At 65.6% G+C, this 20069-nt stretch carries 18 protein-coding genes and 6 tRNA genes; 4 read left to right on the top strand and 20 right to left on the bottom strand.

Going from position 1 to position 20069, the window contains the following annotated elements; genetic code table 11:
- Nucleotides 1-34 precede the first annotated feature (34 nt).
- Nucleotides 35-457: a hypothetical protein gene (locus LN047_RS22190; RefSeq protein ID WP_338616228.1), complete on the bottom strand. Its 423-nt coding sequence runs from the start codon at nt 455-457 to the stop codon at nt 35-37.
- 251 nt (nt 458-708) lie between these two features.
- Between LN047_RS22190 and LN047_RS22185 the strand changes: the two genes are divergently transcribed.
- Together LN047_RS22185 and LN047_RS22180 are read left to right on the top strand one after the other, a co-directional pair.
- Nucleotides 709-1212: a peroxiredoxin gene (locus tag LN047_RS22185; RefSeq protein ID WP_338616227.1), complete on the top strand. Its 504-nt coding sequence runs from the start codon at nt 709-711 to the stop codon at nt 1210-1212.
- A gap of 86 nt (nt 1213-1298) precedes the next feature.
- Nucleotides 1299-2774, top strand: a complete 1476-nt coding sequence (locus LN047_RS22180; protein WP_152382313.1) for an MFS transporter — start codon at nt 1299-1301, stop codon at nt 2772-2774.
- A gap of 7 nt (nt 2775-2781) precedes the next feature.
- Here the strand turns inward: LN047_RS22180 and LN047_RS22175 are convergent, their stop codons facing one another.
- From LN047_RS22175 to LN047_RS22135, 9 genes are all read right to left on the bottom strand, one after another.
- Complete coding sequence (locus LN047_RS22175) at nt 2782-3657, bottom strand: DMT family transporter (protein WP_280148931.1); 876 nt, start codon at nt 3655-3657, stop codon at nt 2782-2784.
- Entirely contained in the window at nt 3654-4673 is a 1020-nt protein-coding gene (gene bioB / locus LN047_RS22170; RefSeq protein ID WP_373980191.1) for a biotin synthase BioB, read from the bottom strand. Before bioB ends, LN047_RS22175 begins: the two co-directional genes overlap by 4 nt.
- Before the next feature lie 255 nt (nt 4674-4928).
- Entirely contained in the window at nt 4929-6422 is a 1494-nt protein-coding gene (locus tag LN047_RS22165) for a PAS domain S-box protein (RefSeq protein WP_373980190.1), read from the bottom strand.
- Between the two features lie 221 nt (nt 6423-6643).
- Nucleotides 6644-6720: transfer RNA gene (locus LN047_RS22160), tRNA-Asp, on the bottom strand.
- 80 nt (nt 6721-6800) lie between these two features.
- A tRNA-Glu gene (locus tag LN047_RS22155) sits at nt 6801-6876 on the bottom strand.
- Between the two features lie 49 nt (nt 6877-6925).
- A tRNA-Ala gene (locus LN047_RS22150) sits at nt 6926-7001 on the bottom strand.
- Nucleotides 7002-7105: 104 nt separating this feature from the next.
- A tRNA-Asp gene (locus LN047_RS22145) sits at nt 7106-7182 on the bottom strand.
- A 64-nt stretch (nt 7183-7246) separates the two neighbouring features.
- A tRNA-Glu gene (locus LN047_RS22140) sits at nt 7247-7322 on the bottom strand.
- 32 nt (nt 7323-7354) lie between these two features.
- Nucleotides 7355-7430 (bottom strand) — tRNA-Ala (locus LN047_RS22135).
- A gap of 446 nt (nt 7431-7876) precedes the next feature.
- Here LN047_RS22135 and LN047_RS22130 point away from each other — a divergent pair.
- On the top strand, nt 7877-8884 hold the full coding sequence (locus LN047_RS22130) for an aldo/keto reductase (RefSeq protein WP_373982171.1): 1008 nt from the start codon (nt 7877-7879) through the stop codon (nt 8882-8884).
- A 7-nt stretch (nt 8885-8891) separates the two neighbouring features.
- On the opposite strand, the gene lnt is transcribed toward LN047_RS22130, so the two are convergent.
- The 5 genes from lnt to miaB all read right to left on the bottom strand — a co-directional run bounded on the left by lnt (nt 8892) and on the right by miaB (nt 14502).
- Nucleotides 8892-10520: an apolipoprotein N-acyltransferase gene (gene lnt / locus LN047_RS22125; protein ID WP_373980189.1), complete on the bottom strand. Its 1629-nt coding sequence runs from the start codon at nt 10518-10520 to the stop codon at nt 8892-8894.
- Nucleotides 10517-11407 carry an HlyC/CorC family transporter gene (locus LN047_RS22120; RefSeq protein ID WP_373980188.1) on the bottom strand — a complete coding sequence of 297 codons (891 nt, stop codon included), beginning with the start codon at nt 11405-11407 and terminating at the stop codon, nt 10517-10519. The genes lnt and LN047_RS22120 overlap by 4 nt, the downstream gene beginning before the upstream one ends.
- Nucleotides 11408-11562: 155 nt before the next feature.
- Nucleotides 11563-12036 carry an rRNA maturation RNase YbeY gene (gene ybeY, locus LN047_RS22115; protein WP_056326604.1) on the bottom strand — a complete coding sequence of 158 codons (474 nt, stop codon included), beginning with the start codon at nt 12034-12036 and terminating at the stop codon, nt 11563-11565.
- The gene (locus tag LN047_RS22110) at nt 12026-13051 is read right to left on the bottom strand and encodes a PhoH family protein (RefSeq protein ID WP_142053768.1); all 1026 of its coding nucleotides are present in this window, start codon (nt 13049-13051) and stop codon (nt 12026-12028) included. The genes ybeY and LN047_RS22110 overlap by 11 nt, the downstream gene beginning before the upstream one ends.
- Nucleotides 13048-14502, bottom strand: coding sequence for a tRNA (N6-isopentenyl adenosine(37)-C2)-methylthiotransferase MiaB (miaB, locus tag LN047_RS22105; RefSeq protein WP_373980187.1), 1455 nt, complete (start codon nt 14500-14502; stop codon nt 13048-13050). The genes LN047_RS22110 and miaB overlap by 4 nt, the downstream gene beginning before the upstream one ends.
- 171 nt (nt 14503-14673) lie before the next feature.
- On the opposite strand from miaB, the gene LN047_RS22100 reads away from it, so the two are divergent.
- Nucleotides 14674-15441, top strand: a complete 768-nt coding sequence (locus tag LN047_RS22100; RefSeq protein WP_373980186.1) for a phosphatase PAP2 family protein — start codon at nt 14674-14676, stop codon at nt 15439-15441.
- A gap of 135 nt (nt 15442-15576) precedes the next feature.
- Here LN047_RS22100 and LN047_RS22095 read toward each other — a convergent pair whose 3' ends face one another.
- The 5 genes from LN047_RS22095 to secD all read right to left on the bottom strand — a co-directional run bounded on the left by LN047_RS22095 (nt 15577) and on the right by secD (nt 20018).
- Nucleotides 15577-16254: a VOC family protein gene (locus tag LN047_RS22095; protein WP_373982170.1), complete on the bottom strand. Its 678-nt coding sequence runs from the start codon at nt 16252-16254 to the stop codon at nt 15577-15579.
- A 50-nt stretch (nt 16255-16304) separates the two neighbouring features.
- On the bottom strand, nt 16305-16622 hold the full coding sequence (locus tag LN047_RS22090) for a helix-turn-helix domain-containing protein (RefSeq protein ID WP_056326611.1): 318 nt from the start codon (nt 16620-16622) through the stop codon (nt 16305-16307).
- Complete coding sequence (locus tag LN047_RS22085) at nt 16619-16894, bottom strand: type II toxin-antitoxin system RelE/ParE family toxin (protein WP_373980185.1); 276 nt, start codon at nt 16892-16894, stop codon at nt 16619-16621. The genes LN047_RS22090 and LN047_RS22085 overlap by 4 nt, the downstream gene beginning before the upstream one ends.
- A gap of 253 nt (nt 16895-17147) precedes the next feature.
- Nucleotides 17148-18083 (bottom strand): protein translocase subunit SecF, encoded by a 936-nt coding sequence (gene secF / locus LN047_RS22080; protein ID WP_105240232.1) that lies wholly within the window; start codon nt 18081-18083, stop codon nt 17148-17150.
- Between the two features lie 54 nt (nt 18084-18137).
- Nucleotides 18138-20018, bottom strand: a complete 1881-nt coding sequence (gene secD, locus LN047_RS22075) for a protein translocase subunit SecD (protein ID WP_373980184.1) — start codon at nt 20016-20018, stop codon at nt 18138-18140.
- Nucleotides 20019-20069 lie beyond the last annotated feature (51 nt).

Here is a 20069-nt window from a genome sequence, read left to right as displayed (position 1 = left end):
GCAGAGCCTCCTTCCGGACACCGTCATTCACTCGTTAGCGCGCCTTCTCCCCCGGCAGCCCGTCGCTGACCTCTGCCAGCGCGCGCTTCATATCTTCGTACTTCATTACCCGTTCGCTCTGAAACCCGCCCAGCACGCCCCGGCAGCCATCGACGCCGGACCGCTTCATGTCTTCCATCATTGTCTTGCCCTCGGCCTGCCCCTTGGCAAACTCGGCGTCATACCCGCTGGCGGCAAACCCATACTCTTCGGCATAGCGCGTGAGATTCTTGCGCGCCGTGTCCTGGTGCTGCGCCAGGTCGGGTTCGGACGCGCCGCACGCGCGCGCGGCGCCGTTTGATGCGCCGGCGGCCACGACAAACGAATCGTATTGGGCCTGCTCGGCGGCGTCGGGAGCCGCCATCACGGGGGCGGCGGCCGCCAGGGCCAAGGTCAGGGCGGTCAGGAATCTGCGCATCGAAATCTCCCTGTAAGGCCCGATTCGCGGCGCGGTGCCTCTCGTGGCCGCGGCGGGCGATGTCTTTACCACGGCATTATGGCAAGCGCGCGTTTCCTCTCCGTGAGGCTGCCGTGTGGAGTCGTTTCGAACTGTTCATCTTCTTTTCGTGCTTACGCCAAGCGCAGCAAGCCGGCCGCGCACGAACTATGATGGGGGCTTTGAGGCGATCCTGCCTCAATGCATTGCCCCCTTTCATCCTGGAGATCTACATGACGATCAAAGTCGGCGACCGCGTGCCCGATGGCACGTTGACCGAATTCATCGAAACCGAAACCGCCGGCTGCTCGCTCGGCCCCAACGCGTTCCAGGTCGCCGACCTGACCCGCGGCAAGACCATCGCGCTGTTTGCCGTGCCGGGCGCCTTCACGCCCACCTGCTCGGCCAAGCATCTGCCGGGCTTCGTCGAACAGGCCGCCGCCCTCAAGGCCAAGGGCATCGATGAGATCTGGTGCGTGTCCGTCAACGACGCCTTCGTCATGGGCGCCTGGGGCCGCGAACAGAAGACCGACGGCAAGGTCCGCATGCTGGCCGACGGCTCCGCGCTGTGGACCAAGGAACTCGGCCTCGAACTGGACCTGGTCCAGCGCGGCATGGGCGTGCGCTCGCAGCGCTACTCCGCCCTGATCGTCGACGGCGTCGTGAAGCAACTGAACGTGGAAGCGCCTGGCAAGTTCGAAGTCAGCGACGCGGCCACCATGCTCTCGCAAGCCTGATCCCCGCAGGTTCCTGTTTTACCGCCAGTGTTGCGGGCCGCCCCGGCGGCCCGCGGCGCTGAAAGCCAGCAGCGGTTGTCCACGCCATGCTCTCCACGATCTCATCGTTCTCGTCGCTCTATTTCGCGACCTTGCTGATGCTCATCGGCACGGGTCTGTTCAATACCTACATGGGTCTGCGCCTGACTGCGCAGTCCGTCAGCGAGGTGTGGATCGGCACCTTGATCGCCGGCTACTACCTGGGTCTTGTGTGCGGCGCGCGGCTGGGACACAAGCTCATCATCCGCGTCGGTCATATCCGCGCCTTCGTTGCCTGTGCCGCCATCGCCACCAGCATGATCCTGGCGCAGACGCTGGTCGATTCCATGCCGCTGTGGCTGGTGTTCCGCGTCATCTCAGGCATCGTGATGGTGACCGAGTTCATGGTGATCGAGAGCTGGCTCAATGAGCAGACCGAAAACCACCAGCGCGGCCGCGTGTTCTCCGTGTATATGGTCGTTTCCGGGCTGGGCACCGTGCTCGGCCAATTGGCGCTCACCGCCTACGCCACGCTCGATCTGCGTCCGCTCACCCTGGTTGCGATGTGCCTGGTGCTGTGCCTGGTGCCGCTCGCGGTCACGGCGCGCTCGCACCCGCCCACGCCGCTGCCTGCGCCGCTGGACGTGCGGTTCTTCATGCGGCGCGTGCCGCTGTCCATGACTGTCCTTTTCGTGGCGGGCAACCTGTCCGGCGCGTTCTATGGCTTGGCGGCGGTCTACGGCGCCAAGAACGGCCTGTCCACCTCGCAGGCCGCCATCTTCGTTGCCGCCGCCGTCACGGCGGGCCTCTTGTCGCAATGGCCGATGGGCTGGCTGTCCGACCGCATCAATCGCGCCGGTCTCATCCGGTTCAACGCCTTGCTGCTGGTCCTGCTGCCCGCCGTCATGTGGGGCTGGATCGCGTTGCCGTTCTGGGCGCTGGTCGCCATGTCCTGCATCTTCGGGATCCTGCAGTTCACGCTGTATCCGCTGGGCGCGGCGTTTGCCAACGACCACGTGGAGTCCGAGCGCCGCGTCAGCCTGTCGGCGGTGCTGCTCATGACGTACGGCCTGGGCGCCTGCGTCGGGCCCATGATCGCCGGCTGGATGATGTCGCTGGGCGGCCCCGCCATGTATTACGTGTTCATCTCGGCGTGCGCCGTGATTCTGGTCTGGCAGGTGCGGCCGACGCGCGTCACGGGCGCGCACCAGGTCGACGAGGCGCCGACGCATTTCGTGCCGATGCCCGACACCCTGCAAAGCTCGCCGGCGGCGGCGGTGCTGGATCCGCGGGTGGACCCCGAGAACGACATCGCCATGGAAATGGTGCAGCCCGATCCGTCCGCGGCGCCGGCGCCGCCCGAGGCCGCGGCGGAACCCGCCCCAGCTGACCCCCTTGCTGCCGACGCGCCAATGGGCGCCTTTGCAGATCCGGTGGCGGGACCGGACGCCGGGGCGAATGCCGGGCAGGATTCGGCAGTCGATTCCGCCCCGGATGTCACCCCGGAGGCCGAGCCCGAACGCCAGCGGCGCACGGGCACCTGAATCCCGCCTACCAGGGCGTCATCAGCACGATGGCGGACAGCGCCAGCGCGATGCCCAGCAGGTTCAGACGCGTGAGAGGTTCGCGAAACGCCAGGGCGCCCACCAGGGTGCCCAGCGTGATCACCCCCATGTTCATGGACGCGAACACCAGCGCGGGATGCTCGGGCAGCGACTGGTGTGCGCGCACATAGGTCAGGATGTTGCCGAAGTTGGCCATCCCCAATGCCACGCCCGCGGCCAGATGCCGCGCCTGCCAGCGCACGCGGCGCCACAGCAGATACGCCAGCATCAGCGCGCCCGCCATCAGGAAGGCGAGCAGCAGGCCGCCTGCAAACGCGGTGCCGGTGCGCGCAACCTGCTTGAACAGGATGTCGATCACGCCATAGCCCGCCCACACCACCAGCGGCCAGAGCCACATGGCGCGGTTGTCGCCCGCAGCCGTGCCCTCGGACAGGCGGATGCGAGGCGGCTGGCGCAACAGGCAGAAGAGGGCGGTGAACGCCAGCAGAATCGCGGCCAGCTTGCGGCCCGTGACCGGCTCGCCAAACAGCACGAACGCGGCCAGCAGCGGAATGAAGAGCGACAGGCGCTGCGCGGCATCGCTGCGCACGATGCCCGCATGCCGCAGCGCCGCGGCCATCGCCAGAAAGACACTGGGCAACAGCACGCCCAGCGCCGCCAGCACCAGCCACGGCGTTTGCGGCGCCAGCAGGCGCGCCGGGTCGGGGCGCAGCACCAGCCAGCAGAGCAGGGCGGCCACGGCGTAGTTCATGGCGATCGCCTGGCGCACGTCCACCTGCCAACGCCGTGCAAGTTTCAGCATGACGGCCACCGTGACGCTGCAGGCGACGCTGGCCGCGAGATAGAGAAGGCCTGGGGTCAGGGGCATGCCGGCCCCTCGTGGTGGGCGTGGGCGGCCGCGTCGACCCGCATGCCCAGGCGATCGAGCAGGCGCTGGTCGGCGGCCATCTGCGGGTTGGCGGTGGTCAGCAGCGCGTCGCCGTAGAACATGGAATTGGCGCCCGCCAGAAAACACAGCGCCTGCAGCGCGTCGTCCATGGCCTCGCGTCCGGCCGACAGGCGCACTGCGGCGCGCGGCATTGCAATGCGCGCCACCGCGATGGTGCGTACGAACTCGAACGGATCCAGCGCCTCCACGGCGGACAGCGGCGTGCCTTCGACCTGAACCAGGTTATTGATCGGCACGGACTCGGGGTAGGGCTCCATGCTGGCGAGCTGGGCGATCAGGCCGGCGCGCTCGCGGCGCGATTCGCCCATGCCGACGATGCCGCCGCAGCATACGCTGATGCCGGCGTCGCGAACGCGGTCCAGCGTGTCCAGGCGGTCCTGGTAGGTGCGCGTGGAGATGATCTTGCCGTAGAACTCCGGCGAGGTATCCAGGTTGTGGTTGTAGTAGTCCAGGCCGGCGTCCTTCAACTGTTCGGCCTGGCCGTCTTTCAGCATGCCCAGCGTCACGCAGGTCTCCAGGCCCAGCGCCTTGACGGCGCTGACCATCTCGGCCACGGCATCCAGGTGATGCGGCTTGGGACTGCGCCACGCGGCGCCCATGCAGAATCGTTGGGCGCCGCCCGCCTGCGCCGCGCGCGCCGCGGCGACCACGTCCTCAAGGGGCATCAGCTTGTCGGCGTCCACGCCGGTGTCGTAGTGCGAGGACTGAGGGCAATACGCGCAATCCTCGGGACAGCCGCCGGTCTTGATCGACAGCAGGCTGGACAGCTGGATGACGTTCGGATCGAAATGGGCGCGGTGAGTCTGCTGCGCCCGGTGCATCAAATCCATGAACGGCAGCTCGTAGAGCGCCATGATGGCGTCGGTGCTCCATGCCGAGGCGGGCGGGCGCTTGGGCACCGTTGGAACGGGAATGGTCGCAGTCTGCATGATCGGGGGCTCCTTCGTTCGTGGCCGGATCTCGCCCCGGTGGCCAGTGGGCCAGGGGCTGGATCGGCGGATCGTAAGAAGGGGCGGCCGATTTACGCAATGCGGGTGATAAGCGCGGATTTAAGGGTGGGTTGCCGGGGTGATCAAAGAAAATGGCCGCTTTTGGGCGGCCACGAGTTCTAAAGCGATGGCATCTTCGGGGACGCCGAGGGGGTGAATATTTTGATTCAAATTGTAAATCGCCCTCCGCCGGTCTCAGGACTTCGTCTGCTTATCGCGGTTGCGAGCGCTTTCGTGTCCGGTGATGCCGCGGTCGCGTGCCCAGACAATGGCGGCGCTGCGCCGATGCACGCCGATCTTGCTGTAGATCGTGGCGACGTGATTGCGCACGGTGTTGCGCGACAGCTTGAGCGCCTTGGCGATGCCGTCGTCGTCATGCCCCTGGCACAACAGCCCAAGGACTTCGCGCTCGCGCGAGGTGAGCTGCGCCAGTTCGGCCACGTCGCGCGTGGCGGGGGCGGGCTGGCGTAGTTGCGCCAGTTTCTCGATGATGCCGCGGCTGAACCAGGAAGTGTCCTGCATCACCGCCTCGATCGCGGTCAGCAGTTCGGTCTCGGATCGCTTGCGCTCGGTGATGTCCTGCATGACGATCAGCACGCGGCGCAGCCCGCCGATCATGACCGGTTCGGCCGACACCAGGCAGTCCAGCTCGCCGCCGTCGCGCGCAATCATCACGGCTTCGCGATTCCGGACGCTTTCGCCGCGCTTCAGGCCGGCCAGCATGCCTTCGTACGGACGCAGTCCCAGTTCGACAAGGTCCTGTTCCGCCTTGTCGTCCAGCGACAGGCCGGTGGCCGCCGCAAAGGCGTCATTCAGGTTCAGCACGTTCAGGGTGTCGCCGTCACAGACCGCCATCGGCACGGGCGCCAGCTGGAACGCCTTGGAAAAGCGCTCTTCGCTTTCCCGCAAGGCTTCTTCGGTACGCTTGCGGCCTTCCAGGTCGATGAAGGTGAACAGCATGCACGGCTCGTCGTGCATGTCGATGGGCTGGCCCGCCACCATGACGAACTTGCTGGTGCCATCCGGCAGTTTCAGCACGCCTTCGCGCTGCGGAATGGTCCGGCCTTCGTTAAGCCGCGCCACTGCGGTTTCCTTGTCGTCGCTGCCGTCCAGCACGTCCAGTTCGTAGGCCGATTTGCCCAGCACCGTGTCTCGCGAATAGCCCGTCATCTCCAGGAACCCCTGGTTCACCTTGACGTAGCGCAGGTCTGAAAGCCGGCAGATCAGCGCAGGCGCCGGATTGGCGGAGAAGGTGCGCTCGAAGCGTTCCTCGGCATTGACCTGGGCCGTCTGGTCGTGAAGGATAAGCACGCGGTACGGAATGGGGCCGCCATCGTCCAGGTCCAGCCCGCGCGCCATCAGGTTGCGCGTGAATTCGTCGTCGTCCTTGCGGCCCAGATCCAGCAGCAGGTCTTCGAACTCTTCACCCGCCGAAAGCCGGTCCATTGGATACTGGCGGGCCGGCACGCGGTGATGATTGCGGTAGGTAAGCGTATACCGCTTGCGGTAGCCGGCGGGCGTGCCGCCCAGCTCTTCGATGGCGTTGGCGCCGTGCAGCGCGAGTGCGCTGGCGTTGGCCCAGGCGATCGAGCCGTCGGCCTCAAGCAGGATGATGCCCTCGTTCAGGCCCGCAATGATGCTTTGCAGGTGTTGGCGATGTGCTTGGGGTGCGGCGTCGTTGGGGGTCACGTAGGCCTCTTTTCTCTTCGCATGGCGTGTACGCGCAAGCATGAAGCCGCGCGCCGGTACTGTCCAGAGGTCAAAACGGACGAGTCTCGCGGAAGGGGTACAGCGGGAGGGGATTGCATCGCGAATACGTCGCCTTGAAGCCGATCCGCAAAAGCAAAAAGCTCCGGAATCCGGAGCTTTCGATGCGTGCTGCGAGCAGCGTTCGGTAAGCGCAATGTGCTTGGCGGAGCGGACGGGGCTCGAACCCGCGACCCCCGGCGTGACAGGCCGGTATTCTAACCAACTGAACTACCGCTCCGCAGCGGCTTACTGATGTCTTCAAACTTCTTTACTGCGGCTGTGGTGTCAAGACAGCTTGTACTGCTTGCCAGCGCAAGCTGGCGTCCCCTAGGGGATTCGAACCCCTGTACTCACCGTGAAAGGGTGATGTCCTAGGCCTCTAGACGAAGGGGACCCGGAACTAACAACTTTACTACTGTACTGCGTTACTACTGTACTGCGACTGGTGGAGGTAAGCGGGATCGAACCGCTGACCTCTTGCATGCCATGCAAGCGCTCTCCCAGCTGAGCTATACCCCCAGGGCGTCCTGCTGTCCCAAACTTCAAACAACAAGGTCTCACACTTATAAAACAAAAAAGCCCCGAAAACGGAGCTCTTGAAAGACTCTGAGCGAGAGAGCTTTTGGCGGAGCGGACGGGGCTCGAACCCGCGACCCCCGGCGTGACAGGCCGGTATTCTAACCAACTGAACTACCGCTCCGCAGCGGCTTAACTCAACTACATTGTCACTTCAACTGCATCACTTCTACTGCATGCCAGAAGACTGGCGTCCCCTAGGGGATTCGAACCCCTGTACTCACCGTGAAAGGGTGATGTCCTAGGCCTCTAGACGAAGGGGACTTGGACTTGCTGTACTACTCTTCGCTTTGGACTGGTGGAGGTAAGCGGGATCGAACCGCTGACCTCTTGCATGCCATGCAAGCGCTCTCCCAGCTGAGCTATACCCCCGTTCCGCTAATCAATCCGTTCAACGTTTTTGCTAGAAACTTGCTGTTTAAAGCGCGTTTTTTGCTGTTTCGTTGCCGGTTTTGTTTAGTGCCGTTGGCGAAGAAACGAGATTATGCACGAACTAAATTTGGTGTGCAAGTCGCTTCATGGCAAAAAACAAAAAAGTTGCGAAAAAAGAGGGATGGATAGCCGTTGGAAGGGCATTGTTTGGCGCAAAAACCACGCGGCAAGCCGTGGTCGATTGATGCAGAAATCAATAAAATCAACGGCTTGTGCGGTGCTATCGTAAACGGCTGAATTTTTTTGCGAGGCGCGCGTTTTTTACACGTGCTCGCCCTGTGGCGAGCCGCACGGAAAGCTGCCGCAGACCGGCAAGGACATCGACACATGAGCACTTCTCCATGAGCAGCACCGCCTTTCCCACCGTCGCGCTGGGCCGCACGGACATGGAGATCACGCGCATCGGCCTGGGCGCCTGGGCGATGGGCGGCAATGGATGGGCGGTGGGCTGGGGGCCGCAGGAAGACACCGAATCCATCAAGGCGATCCGGCATGCGGTCGACCGCGGTATCAACTGGATCGATACCGCTGCGGTGTATGGGCTGGGCCATTCCGAGGACATCGTGCGCCAGGCGCTGGCCCAGATGCCGGCCGCCGAGCGCCCTTATGTCTTCACGAAGTGCGGCCTGACGTGGTCGGCGGCGCAGCCGCAGGCCATGCCGCGGCGCACCGGCGCCCCGTCCAGCATCCGGCGCGAGCTGGAGGGGTCGCTGCGCCGGCTGGGCGTCGAGCGCATCGACCTCTACCAGATGCACTGGCCTGCGGGCGACGGCACACCGCTGGAGGCGTACTGGCAGGAGTTGCTGGACCTCAAGCAGGCGGGCAAGGTCCGCGCTGTCGGTCTGTCGAATCACAATCTGGCGCAGTTGCGCGCCGCCGAATACCTGGGACACGTGGACACGCTGCAACCCCCGTTTTCGGCGATCCAGCGTACTGCGGCCAGCGACCTGATTCCCTGGTGCGCGTCACACGGCACGGGTGTGATCGTGTACAGCCCCATGCATTCGGGCCTGCTGACCGGCAAGTTCAGCGCCGAGCGTGCACGGGTCTTGCCGCCGGACGATTGGCGGTCCCGGCACGCGGATTTCCGCTCACCGGACCTGGAACGCAATCTGGCCCTGGCCGATGCCTTCAAGCCGATCGCGGAACGGCATGGCGCCACCGTCGCTGCCGCGGCAGCGGCCTGGACGTTGGCGTGGCCGGGTGTGACGGGCGCCATTGTGGGGGCGCGCAGCGCATCGCAGGTGGATGGCGTGATCGGCGCGGCCGAGCTGGAATTGGACGCCGAGGACATGCAAGCCATTGCCGAGGCGATCGAAACCACGGGGGCGGGAAGCGGACCGTTGGCGCCGCCCGACGAAACAGGCTCGCTGCCCGCGAACCTGTTTGCGTGAGCCGGGATCAGCCGCGGCGCGGGCGGCGGGCGCTGCCCACCGCGGCAATGAGGACCAGGCCGATCAGCGCGAGCGCGGTCTTGTCCCCAAAACGCGCGTAGGGCGTCAGCCCCGTCATGCCTTGGACGGAGACGGGCAGCACGCCCGCTTGCAGCGGCGCAAGCTGGGCGGCAACGTGGCCCTTCGCATCGATGGCCGCGGTGATGCCCGTATTGGTGGCGGTCAGCATCGGACGCGCGGTTTCGATGGTGCGCAGCCGGCCGATCTGCAAGTGCTGGCGCAGCGCCCAGCTGTCGCCGAACCAGCCCAGGTTGCTGACGTTGACCAGGATGGTCGCACCCGGCTCGCCGTTGGGACCGGGCTGCAAGGCGGGCAGCAGGTCGGGGCCGAAGAGGTCTTCGTAGCAGATGTTGAAGGCGATGTGCTGGCCGCCGACGGCAAAGGGCGTCTGGCGTTCGCCGCCCCGGTCGAAGTCGCCCAGCGGAATGTTGAGCATCTCGACGAACCAGTGAAAGCCGGGCGGCACATATTCGCCCCAGGGGACGAGATGGCGTTTGTCGTAGCGCATCGCGGTATTGCCGCCCAGCAGCTGTTCGACCGGCGTGGCGCCGTCAAAGCCGATGACGCTGTTGGTGTAGCGTTCGCGGCCGTCCACGCGATCGTGCAGCGGCACGCCCATCGCGATGACGGTGTTGCGCTGGCGGGCCAGGTCGCGCCAGACCTCCCAGACCCGCGGATCGAGCTGATCCTGGAAGATGGGCAGCACGGTTTCGGGCAGGATGATCAGTTGCGGCGCGGGCACGCCGGGCGCGGGCGGCATGGCCGTCAGATCAAGGTGGCGCCGCACGCTCTGCTCGAGAAGCGCCGGATCGAATTTCTGGGATTGTCCGATGTTGCCCTGCACGAGGCGCACGTTCAGCGGGTCGCCCACGGGCGCCGACCAGTCGATGCGCGACAGCGGCCAGCCCGCCCCGGCCAGCGCCAGTGCGATGCCGGCGGCCAGCGCGTGGCGCGGGGCCACGCCGGCCTTGCGGGAGGGCTGCCAGAGGCTTGCGGCGGCGGCTGCGATAAACGCGGCCAGGAACGCCATGCCGTGCACGCCGACGAGCGGCGCCCAGCCCGCGATGGGGCTGTCGACCTGCGCGTAGCCGATGTTCAGCCACGGAAAGCCGGTCAGGAACACCGCGCGCAGCCATTCGAACGCGGCCCACATCGCGGCCCAGGCCAGTGTGGCGGTCAGGATGCGGGAGGGCGTGGCGTCCGGGGCCAGCGGCGCGTAGCGGCGCGCCAGCGCGTTGGCGGTGGCGGGAAACAGGGCCAGGAAGGCCGACAGCGCCAGCACCGCGGCAACCGCCAGTGGCGCGGCCAGATCGCCGTAGCGGTGCAGGCTGATGAAGATCCAGTACAGCCCCAGCGCGTAGCTGGCGAAGCTGAACAGCCAGCCGCGCAGCCAAGCCTGACGGGCAGACGGGGCGTACAGCGTGACGCGGGCCAGCACCGCCAGCGCGGCGATCTGGGTGAACGCCAGCGCCCATCCGGGCAGCGGGCCGGGGGCAAAGGTCAGGGCGTGGACGGCGCCCGCCAGCACGAGGCCGGCGGCGCCGCGCAGAAGTCGGCTGCGCGCAGTGCTGGTCATGCGTCGTTGGCGGGTGCTGCGGACTGCGGAGCGGCAATGCGCTTGACGCGCAGCCAGATGGCCCGGCGGGCATCGCCGCGCGCCACTTCCAGGCGCAGGCCTTCGATGTCGGCGTGGTCGCCGCGGCGCGGGATGCGGCCGAGCTGACCGCCCATCCAGCCGCCGACGCTGTCGTATTCATCGTCGGGCAACTGGCAGCCGAATACTTCATTGAAGTGCGAGATGTCGGTGGCCGCGAGCACACGCCACTGGTTTTCGCCTTCAGGGAAGATGGAGTCTTCCTCGGTTTCGTCGAACTCGTCTTCGATGTCGCCGACGATCTGTTCCAGCACGTCTTCCATCGTGACCAGCCCGGAAATGCCGCCGTGCTCGTCGATGACGATGGCCTGGTGGTTGCGGCTGGCGCGGAACTCATGCAGCAGCACGTTCAGGCGCTTGGATTCGGGAATGAACACGGCCGGGCGGACCAGCGAGCGCACGTCGATGTTGGGTTCCAGCATGCAGCGCAGCAGATCCTTGGCGAGCAGGATGCCGATGATGTTGTCGCGATCGCCCTCGTAGACGGGGAACCGCGAATGCGCGGTTTCGATCACCGAGGCCACCAGGTAGGGAATGGGCTGCGTGACATCGAGTAGATCCATGCGCGAGCGCGGGACCATGATGTCGCCGACAGTGCCCTCGGACACGGCTAGCGCGCCCTTGATCATCTTGTACGACTCCGCGTCGAGCAGATCGCGCTCGTGCGCGGCTTCGAGGACGGCCTTGATGCCTTCGCGGTCCTCGGGCTCTCGGCGCACAAGGGAAAGCAGGCGGTCTAGGAGGGATTTGGTGGCGGGTTTGGCAGAGCGAGCGGAAGTCGCTTCGGGAGCAGGGTAAGGGTCAGACATCGTCCGGGAGGACAAGTTATGGAGGAGCCAGCATAACCGATACTGGCCCATCGTTTGTAACGCCAACCGGGAAAATGGGTGCATTGGACGCGATCTGCGCCTTGCTGCACGCCATTTTCCGGCAATTTCTCAGGGTTGACCCGGAGCCGCTGCGCTCAGGCGGCGACGTAGGGGTCGGCAATGCCCATTTGCGCAAGGGTGGCGGTTTCCAGGGCTTCCATGCGCTTGGCCTCGCGCGCCTTGATGTGGTCGTAGCCCAGCGAATGCAGCACGCCGTGGATGGTGAGGTGGGCGGCGTGGTCCAGCAAGGGCTTGCGCTGTTCGCGGGCCTCGCGCACCAGCACGGGCACGCACATGACGATGTCGCCGCGGGCCACGCCCAGCGGGTCGACGCCGTATTCGAAGGTCAGCACGTTGGTGGCGTAGTCGCGGCCGCGGAAGTCGCGGTTCAGGCGGCGGCCCTCGGCCGCGCCGACCAGCCGCAGGCTGAGTTCGGCGGCCGAGAACGCAACCAGGCCGTCTTCATGGGCGGCGCCCAGCGCGCGTTCGGCCCAGCGGCGCAGGCGCCAGCGGGGCAGGCGGGCTTCCTCGACCCCGTACTGCACGGACAGGGACAGCTCAGGCTTCATCTTCGGCGGCGCGGTCGTAGGCGTCGACGATGCGGGCGACCAGAGGGTGGCGCACGACATCGCGGCTGGTGAACTTGGTGGTGGCGATGCCCTGGACGTCATGCAGCACTTTCACCGCATGCGCCAGCCCGCTGACCTGGCCGCGCGGCAGGTCGACCTGCGAGGGGTCGCCGGTGATGACCGCCTTGCTGCCAAAGCCGATGCGCGTAAGGAACATCTTCATCTGCTCGGGCGTCGTGTTCTGCGCCTCGTCCAGGATGACGAAGGCGTGGTTCAGCGTGCGCCCGCGCATGTAGGCCAGCGGCGCGATCTCGATGGTCTGCTTTTCGAACAGGCGCTGCACCTTTTCGAAGCCCATCAGGTCGTACAGCGCGTCATACAGCGGGCGCAGGTACGGGTCGACCTTCTGCGCCAGGTCGCCGGGCAGAAAGCCCAGGCGTTCGCCGGCTTCGACGGCGGGGCGGGTCAGCACCAGGCGCTGCACCGTGTCGCGCTCCATGGCGTCGATGGCGCAGGCCACGGCCAGCCAGGTCTTGCCCGTGCCGGCGGGGCCGACGCCGAACGTGATGTCGTGCTTGAGGATGTTGTTCAGGTAGTCGCGCTGGCGCGGCGTGCGCGGACGCAGGTCGCTGCGCTTGGTGCGCAGCGCGATGCCGTCGCTTTCGTCGTCCAGGGCGGGCAGGGCATCGAGTTCCTGGGCCTGCTCTTCCTTGAGCTTGTCTTCCTGGCGGCCCACGCCGATCTCGACCAATCCCAGCTGGATGTCGTCGATGGACAGGGCGCGGTGCACGGCCTGTTCGTGGAACCGGCGCAGGATGCGGCCGGCCAGTTCGGCCCGCTCGCCTTCGATGGTGACGCGGCTGCCGCGGCGCGACAGCTTGACCGTCATGCCGTCGGCAAGCTGCCGCAGGTTTTCGTCCAGGGGGCCGCAGAGGTTGGCCAGGTGGGTGTTGTCGCCGTCCAGGGTGACGATGACGGGCATGCTGCGACGCGCGCGGGAGCGGGGAGTGGTCATTCAGCCTCTTGCGATGTGCGGTCCACGTCGGCAACCCGGGCGCGCAGGGAGTTCGTGTGCGCCTCGGTGATGATGACGTCGACCATTTGTCCGATGAGCCGCGCGGGCGCGGGGAAATTGACGATGCGGTTGTTTTCGGTGCGGCCCATGAGTTCGTTCGGGTCGCGGCGCGAGGGACCTTCCACCAGCAGGCGCTGGCGCGTGCCCACCATGTTGCGGGCAATGGTTGCCGCCTGTTCGTTGATGAGCGCCTGCAGGCGCTGCAGGCGGCGCAGCTTCACGTCCTGGGGCGTGTCGTCCGTCAGGTCAGCGGCGGGGGTGCCCGGGCGGCGCGAATACACGAACGAGAACGACGTATCGAAGCCGACGTCCTCGATCAGCTTGAGCGTCTTTTCGAAGTCTTCCTCGGTCTCGCCGGGAAAGCCCACGATGAAGTCGGAGGACAGCGTGAGATTCGGGCGGGCGGCGCGCAGGCGGCGCACGACGGACTTGAATTCCAGCGTGGTGTAGCCGCGCTTCATGCTGGCCAGCACGCGGTCGCTGCCGGCTTGCACTGGCAGGTGCAGGAACGAGACCAGCTTGGGCAGGCGGGCGTAGGCGTCCACCATGCGCTGGGTCATTTCCTTGGGGTGAGAGGTCGTGTAGCGGATGCGCTCGATGCCGGGGATCTCGTGCACGTATTCCAGCAGCATCGCAAAGTCCGCGATCTCGTCGGAATCGGTCATGCGGCCGCGGTAGGCGTTCACGTTCTGGCCCAGCAACGTCACTTCCTTGACGCCCTGGTCGGCCAGGTCGGCCACTTCGATCAGCACGTCGTCGAACGGACGCGAGACCTCTTCGCCGCGCGTGTAAGGCACGACGCAGAAGCTGCAGTACTTGCTACAGCCTTCCATGATGGACACGAACGCCGTGGCGCCGTCGACGCGCGGCGGCGGCATGTTGTCGAATTTCTCGATCTCGGGAAAGCTGATGTCGACCTGCGAGCGGCCTTCGTCGCGGCGGCGCTTGATCAGGTCGGGCAGGCGGTGCAGCGTCTGCGGGCCGAACACCACGTCGACGTACGGCGCGCGCTTGACGATGGCTTCGCCCTCCTGGCTGGCCACGCAGCCGCCCACGCCGATGACCAGGTTCGGATTGGTCTTCTTCAGGTGCTGCACGCGGCCCAGGTCCGAAAACACCTTTTCCTGCGCCTTTTCGCGCACCGAACAGGTGTTGAACAGGATGACGTCGGCCTCTTCGGGGTTGTCGGTCAGTTCGAGCCCGCCCTGATCCTCGCGCAGCACGTCTGCCATCTTGTCCGAGTCGTACTCGTTCATCTGGCAGCCGAAGGTGCGGATGTACAGCTTGCGCGGGGAGCTGGCGCCGGGAACGGCCGAAGGCAGGACGGGGGAGCCGCCGTCGCGGGTTTCGCCGGGGACATTGCCCGCGCGCTTGAGAGAAGTTTCTTGCATGATGGTCGCCGTGACGGGTGTAGATCCCGGGGGCTGGAAAGAGGGGAAAGGCGGAATTTTAACCCTTGCCCAAAAATTGTTTCTTGGTCGGGCGCGCGTTGGCCGTTACGATAGCGGTCCGAGCGCCGGGTGGCGCCGGCAAGATCTCCTTTTTATGCTCGTGCGGAACCGATGAATTCCAATCGCCTCACGCCTGCGGCAGCCACTCCGTCCCTCGATGGCGGCGCCGGTTCCACCGTCCAGGACGAATACCGAAATCCCTATCCCACGTCCGTGTGGGCGCTGCTGGCAGGCGCACTGGCGCTGGCCGCGGCTGCCTGCGCGCTGTGGGTCGACCTGCCGCTCGCGATCTGGATCCAGCAATCGGTGTCGGCTGGCGTGGACCAGTCGTTTGAATGGGTGGGCGAGCTGGGTGAAAGCGGCCATTACATCGTCATGGCGCTGGCGTTCTACGTGATCGGTCTGGTGGGTCTGGCGCGCGGATGGCGCAATCCGCTGCGCGTCAGTTATGCCGCCATGGCGCGCGGCAGCCTGCTGATGCTGTCGACGATGGCGGTGGGCGGGCTGGTGGTGCTGGTGCTCAAGCGCACCGTGGCCCGCGCGCGCCCCGAGCTGTATTTCGAACAAGGTATCTACGGCCTGGGCGAATCGTTTTCCCGCGCCCAGCAGTTCAATTCCTTTCCTTCCAGCCACACCTACGCCGCCTTTGCCGTGGCAGTGGTGCTGGGCATCCTGGCGCCCCGCTGGCGCTGGATTTTCCTGCTGCTGGCGGCGCTGGTGGCGATCAGCCGGCTGGTGAACCTGGATCACTATCTGTCGGACGTGATGACGGCCGGCGGCATCGCCGTGCTGGTCGGCCACTATCTGGCCCCCCGGGTGCTCGGCAGCAAGTACCAATGGCCGCTGCGCGCCCCGTGGCGCTGGTGGAAGAAGGCCTGAGGCAGAGCTTGTGAAGCAGACAAGGCCGCGGAATCCGCGGCCTTTTTTTCGTCCGGTGACGGGGTCCGCGGACGGCGTCCGGTGACGGCGTCCAGTGACGGAATGCCGGTTTAAAACGGGGCCGGCGCGTGCGTGTCAGGCCAGCACTTTGACCCCGGACGGCGTTTCGATCTGCGCACGCAGGCGGGGCGGGCCGTCGGCCTGCTCGACGTCGATCAGGCTGTCCGCGCCCATCCAGGCCAACCCCTGGCGCAGCAGCGAGGCGCGGGGATGGCAGCCGGTCAGGCGGAGCAAGCGTAGCGGCTGGCGCGGCAGGGTCGCACCGGGCGGATTCTCGACGTCCCATTGGATCAGCGTGGGCAGCAGGCCTTCGCCCGCTTCGTAGCCGGCCTCGCGCCACGCCGGCAGGCTGCCGTCTTCGGGCACGGTCAGGCGCCAGCGCAGGTCGCCGCGCGTCATGGCGATCGCGGGCGGCAGCCGGTCGGGGTGCTCGGCCTGCATGCGCGTCAGGTCCAGCGGCGCCTCGACACGCGCGGCCCAGTGCGCCAGGAACGGTCCCTGTTCGAGACGCGCGCGCACGTCACCCTGGTCCAGCCCGAACCAGCGGGGGCGCTCGGGCGCCGGCGCGTCGGGATCGATCGCGATGACTTCCAGATACACGCCGTCCGCCATGCCCAGCACCCGGTTATGGGTGCCCATGCGCGGATGCGCGCCGCCGCCCCGCGGCGTGATGCCCAGCAGTCCGGCGACATATTCGGTACCGCTGGCGAGGTCCACGGCGGCGATGACGAGGTGGTCGATGGTGAGTTTCATGAGGGGCATGGTAACGAATGCGCGCTCGTTCGTCCGGTTCGGTGTTGGTGTCAAGCCGCGACGGAGATGCCGGCCGCGTCAGACCGGCGGGCTTTGCGCACACGGATTTCAACATGCTGATCCAGCGATACCAGCGCCTGCATCACCCGTTCCAAGGAAATGTTCTGGAGCTTGTACCGCCGCATTTGAGAGATTTTGGGTTGCGTCATTCCGGTCAGCGCAGCGACCTCCCGCTGGCTCAGGGCACGCTGATCGATCAAATCGTTGAACCTGATGGCCAGCTGGACCTTTGCGGTCAACTCGGCCGCGTCGTCAAAGCCAAGGTCATAGAGCACATTTTGCGTGCCGGGATGGGGCGTGCGGGTCATGGAGCGCTCCGGTGGGGATGTTGCCGAATCATTGCACGCTTCAGCCGGCTTGATATGAGATCAAGGTCGGTCTGGGGCGTGCTGATGCCCGACTTGGATTTTTTCTGAAATGCATGCAATACATGGATGGCGGTGCCGATCTTCATTGCGTAGGCAGTCCGATACGCATTGCCTCGCTCGGTTTCGGCAAGCTGATAAACGCCCGGCCCCAGCCCTTTCATGGCTTTTGCAGCATCGGGCCAACGGCCGCATTGCAGGGTGTACAGCGACATTCCCATTCGCTTTTGCACGGGGAGCGGGAACGCCTTGAAGTCCTTTCTGGAAGATCCTTCCCAGTAGAGAAGCTTGGGTTTTTCTGTCCACACGATATACCTGTTCGGATATATAAATCAACCGCCGTCGCGGGGGATCGGACAAACTAACCAAAAACGGTGGGGTGGACTATTCGTGCTCGCCGCACCTGCCCGTGCCCCAAAAGAAAAACCCGTCGCAAGCGACGGGTTCTTGGTGTCAGGGCCGAGGCAATCAGGCGACTTCGCCTTCTTCGCCTTCCTTCTTGACCGGCTTGATCAGGTCTTCGCGCTTGACGCCCATCCACATGGCCAGCGCGGCGGCGACGAACACCGACGAGTAGATACCGAACCAGATGCCGATGGTCAGGGCCATGGCGAAGTAGTGCAGGGTGGGGCCGCCGAAGAACAGCATGGCCAGCACCATCATCTGGGTCGAACCGTGGGTGATGATGGTCCGCGAGATGGTCTGGGTGATGGCGCTGTTGATGACTTCGTGCACGTCCGCCTTGCGGTACTTGCGGAAGTTTTCGCGGATCCGGTCCATGATGACCACGGATTCGTTCACGGAGTAGCCCAGCACGGCCAGCACGCCGGCCAGCACCGCCAGCGAGAACTCCCACTGGAAGAACGCGAAGAAGCCCAGGATGATGACCACGTCGTGCAGGTTGGCGATCACGCCGGCCACCGCGAACTTCCATTCGAAGCGGAAGCCCAGGTAGACCATGATGCCGATCACCACGACCAGCAGCGCCATGAGGCCGTTGTGCAGCAGTTCCTGGCCGACCTGCGGGCCCACGAATTCGACGCGGCGCAGTTCGACGCCTGAATCGGCGGTCTTCAGCGCGGCCATGACGGTTTCGCTTTGCGTGGCGGACGTCTGGCCTTCCTGCAGGGGCAGGCGGATCATGACGTCGTGCGACGTGCCGAAGTTCTGGACCTGGAAGTCGGTGTAGCCCAGCTTGGACACCACGCCGCGCACGTTTTCAAGCTGCGCCGTCTGGGCGTAGTTGACTTCCATGACCGTGCCGCCGGTGAACTCGATCGACAGGTGAAAGCCGCGGGTGACGATGAAAAAGACCGCCAGCAGGAAGGTGACGAGACTGATGATGTTCAGCACCAGCGCATGGCGCATGAACGGGATGGTGCGGTGAATCCGGAAAAATTCCATTTTTCGCCTTCGGTTCTTTTCTGTGGCGGACGGCCGGGGCCGTCCGCCTTATTTTCAGTTTGCCTTCGGCTTCCAGACTTCGCCGATGGAGATCGAGGTGAGCTTCTTCTTGCGGCCGTAGTACAGGTTGGCCAGCGCGCGCACGCCCACGACCGACGAGAACATCGAGGTCAGGATGCCCAGGCAGTGAACCACCGCGAAGCCCCGGATCGGGCCCGAACCGAACGCCAGCAGCGCCAGGCCCACGATCAGCGTGGTCAGGTTCGAGTCGAGAATGGTGCCCCACGCGCGTTCGAAACCCTGATGGATGGCCTGCTGGGGGGAGGCCCCCGCACGCAGCTCTTCGCGTATGCGCTCGTTGATCAGCACGTTCGAGTCAATGGCCATGCCCAATGTCAGCGCAATGGCCGCGATGCCGGGCAGGGTCAGCGTGGCCTGCAGCATGGACAGGAGCGCCAGCAGCAACAGCACGTTGAACGTCAGGCCGATCGCGGAGAACACGCCGAACAGGTGGTAGTAGATGATGATGAACGCGGCGATGGCCAAAAAGCCGTACAGCGTCGAGTTAAAGCCCTTGGAAATGTTGTCGGCGCCAAGGCTCGGGCCGATGGTGCGTTCCTCGATGATGGACATCGGCGCGGCCAGCGCGCCGGCGCGCAGCAACAGGGCGGTATCGGCAGCTTCCTCGGAGGTCATGCTGCCCGAGATTTGCACCTGGCCGCCCGCGATTTCGCCGCGGATGACGGGCGCGGTGACCACTTCGCCCTTGCCGTTTTCGAACAGCAGGATGGCCATGCGCTTGTTGATGTTGTCTCGGGTGACATCGCGGAAGATGCGGGCGCCCTTGGAGTCCAGCGTGAGGTGGACGGCGGCCTGCTGGGTCTGCGAATCGCGGCCGGGCTGGGCGTCCTGCAGGTTTTCACCGGTCAGGATGACCTGGCGGCGGACCAGGATGGGACGGCCGTCACGGTCGTTGTAGCGCTCAAGACCAAACGGGACGCTGCCGCCCAGCAACGCGGCCTGCGCGGCGGGGGAGTCGTCGACCATGCGGATTTCCAGCGTGGCGGTGCGGCCCAGCAGTTCCTTGGCCTTGGCCACGTCCTGCACGCCGGGCAACTGCACCACGATGCGGTCCGAACCCTGCTGCTGGATGACCGGTTCGGCCACGCCCAGCTCGTTGATGCGGTTGTGCAGCGTGTTGATGTTCTGCTTGAGCGCGGAATCCTGCACGCGCGTGACGGCGGCCGGGTTCAGGGCGGCCATCAGCAGCTGCTTGCCGTTTTCTTCGCGTTCGGTGAATTCCAGATCGGGCAGGCGCGAGCGCAGCGTCGAGATGGCGCGGTCGCGGTCGTCGGTAGTGGCGAAGGTGGCGGCAATGCCCATGCCGGAGCGTTCGACGCCGGCCACGGGGATCTTCTGGTCGCGCAGCACCGAGCGCACGTCGGCAGCCAGGGAATCATAGCGGGCGGTCAGGGCGCCCTGCATGTCGACCTGCAGCAGGAAGTGCACGCCACCGCGCAAGTCCAGGCCCAGGTACATGGGCTTGGGGGCGAACCAGCCCAGCGCGCGCATCCAGGGCGGCGAGGCGGGCAAGAGGTTCAGCGCCACGGTGTAGTGCGGGTCGCCGGGAACGGTATTGAGCGATTTTTCGATCAGGTCGCGGGCCTGCAGCTGCACGTCGGTCGACGGGAAGCGGGCGCGAACGGTGCCGAGCGTGCCGTTCAGTTCGAAATAGGCGCCGTCGTTGGGAATCTTGGCATCGGCCAGAATCTGTTCCACGCGCGCCAGCACGGTCGGGTCGACCTTGACGGTGGCCTTGGCGCTGGACACCTGGACGGCGGGGGACTCGCCGTAGAAATTGGGCAGCGTGTACAGCAGGCCAATGAGGACCGCGACCAGGACCGTAATGTACTTCCAGAGGGGATAGCGGTTCATTGCCGGCTACTTCATTGAAAGAGATGAAAGGGCCGCCCGGGCGAAACGCGG

Source organism: Achromobacter sp. JD417 (genome assembly GCF_041879325.1).
In the GTDB taxonomy this organism is placed as follows: Bacteria; Pseudomonadota; Gammaproteobacteria; order Burkholderiales; family Burkholderiaceae_B; genus Achromobacter; species Achromobacter mucicolens.
The sequence above is the reverse complement of the archived record's forward strand: the minus strand, read 5'-3'. Positions and strand labels throughout refer to the sequence as shown.

Coding starts and splice junctions, on each gene's coding strand:
- ybeY (WP_056326604.1), bottom strand. CDS start 12,036: ATGAAGCCTGAGCTGTCCCTGTCCGTGCAGTACGGGGTCGAGGAAGCC.
- LN047_RS22090 (WP_056326611.1), bottom strand. CDS start 16,622: ATGACCCGCACGCCCCATCCCGGCACGCAAAATGTGCTCTATGACCTT.
- LN047_RS22100 (WP_373980186.1), top strand. CDS start 14,674: ATGAATTCCAATCGCCTCACGCCTGCGGCAGCCACTCCGTCCCTCGAT.
- LN047_RS22180 (WP_152382313.1), top strand. CDS start 1,299: ATGCTCTCCACGATCTCATCGTTCTCGTCGCTCTATTTCGCGACCTTG.
- secD (WP_373980184.1), bottom strand. CDS start 20,018: ATGAACCGCTATCCCCTCTGGAAGTACATTACGGTCCTGGTCGCGGTC.
- LN047_RS22130 (WP_373982171.1), top strand. CDS start 7,877: ATGGAGATCACGCGCATCGGCCTGGGCGCCTGGGCGATGGGCGGCAAT.
- LN047_RS22185 (WP_338616227.1), top strand. CDS start 709: ATGACGATCAAAGTCGGCGACCGCGTGCCCGATGGCACGTTGACCGAA.
- bioB (WP_373980191.1), bottom strand. CDS start 4,673: ATGCAGACTGCGACCATTCCCGTTCCAACGGTGCCCAAGCGCCCGCCC.
- LN047_RS22120 (WP_373980188.1), bottom strand. CDS start 11,407: ATGTCTGACCCTTACCCTGCTCCCGAAGCGACTTCCGCTCGCTCTGCC.
- miaB (WP_373980187.1), bottom strand. CDS start 14,502: ATGCAAGAAACTTCTCTCAAGCGCGCGGGCAATGTCCCCGGCGAAACC.
- LN047_RS22085 (WP_373980185.1), bottom strand. CDS start 16,894: ATGTCGCTGTACACCCTGCAATGCGGCCGTTGGCCCGATGCTGCAAAA.
- LN047_RS22190 (WP_338616228.1), bottom strand. CDS start 457: ATGCGCAGATTCCTGACCGCCCTGACCTTGGCCCTGGCGGCCGCCGCC.
- secF (WP_105240232.1), bottom strand. CDS start 18,083: ATGGAATTTTTCCGGATTCACCGCACCATCCCGTTCATGCGCCATGCG.
- LN047_RS22095 (WP_373982170.1), bottom strand. CDS start 16,254: ATGAAACTCACCATCGACCACCTCGTCATCGCCGCCGTGGACCTCGCC.
- lnt (WP_373980189.1), bottom strand. CDS start 10,520: ATGACCAGCACTGCGCGCAGCCGACTTCTGCGCGGCGCCGCCGGCCTC.
- LN047_RS22110 (WP_142053768.1), bottom strand. CDS start 13,051: ATGACCACTCCCCGCTCCCGCGCGCGTCGCAGCATGCCCGTCATCGTC.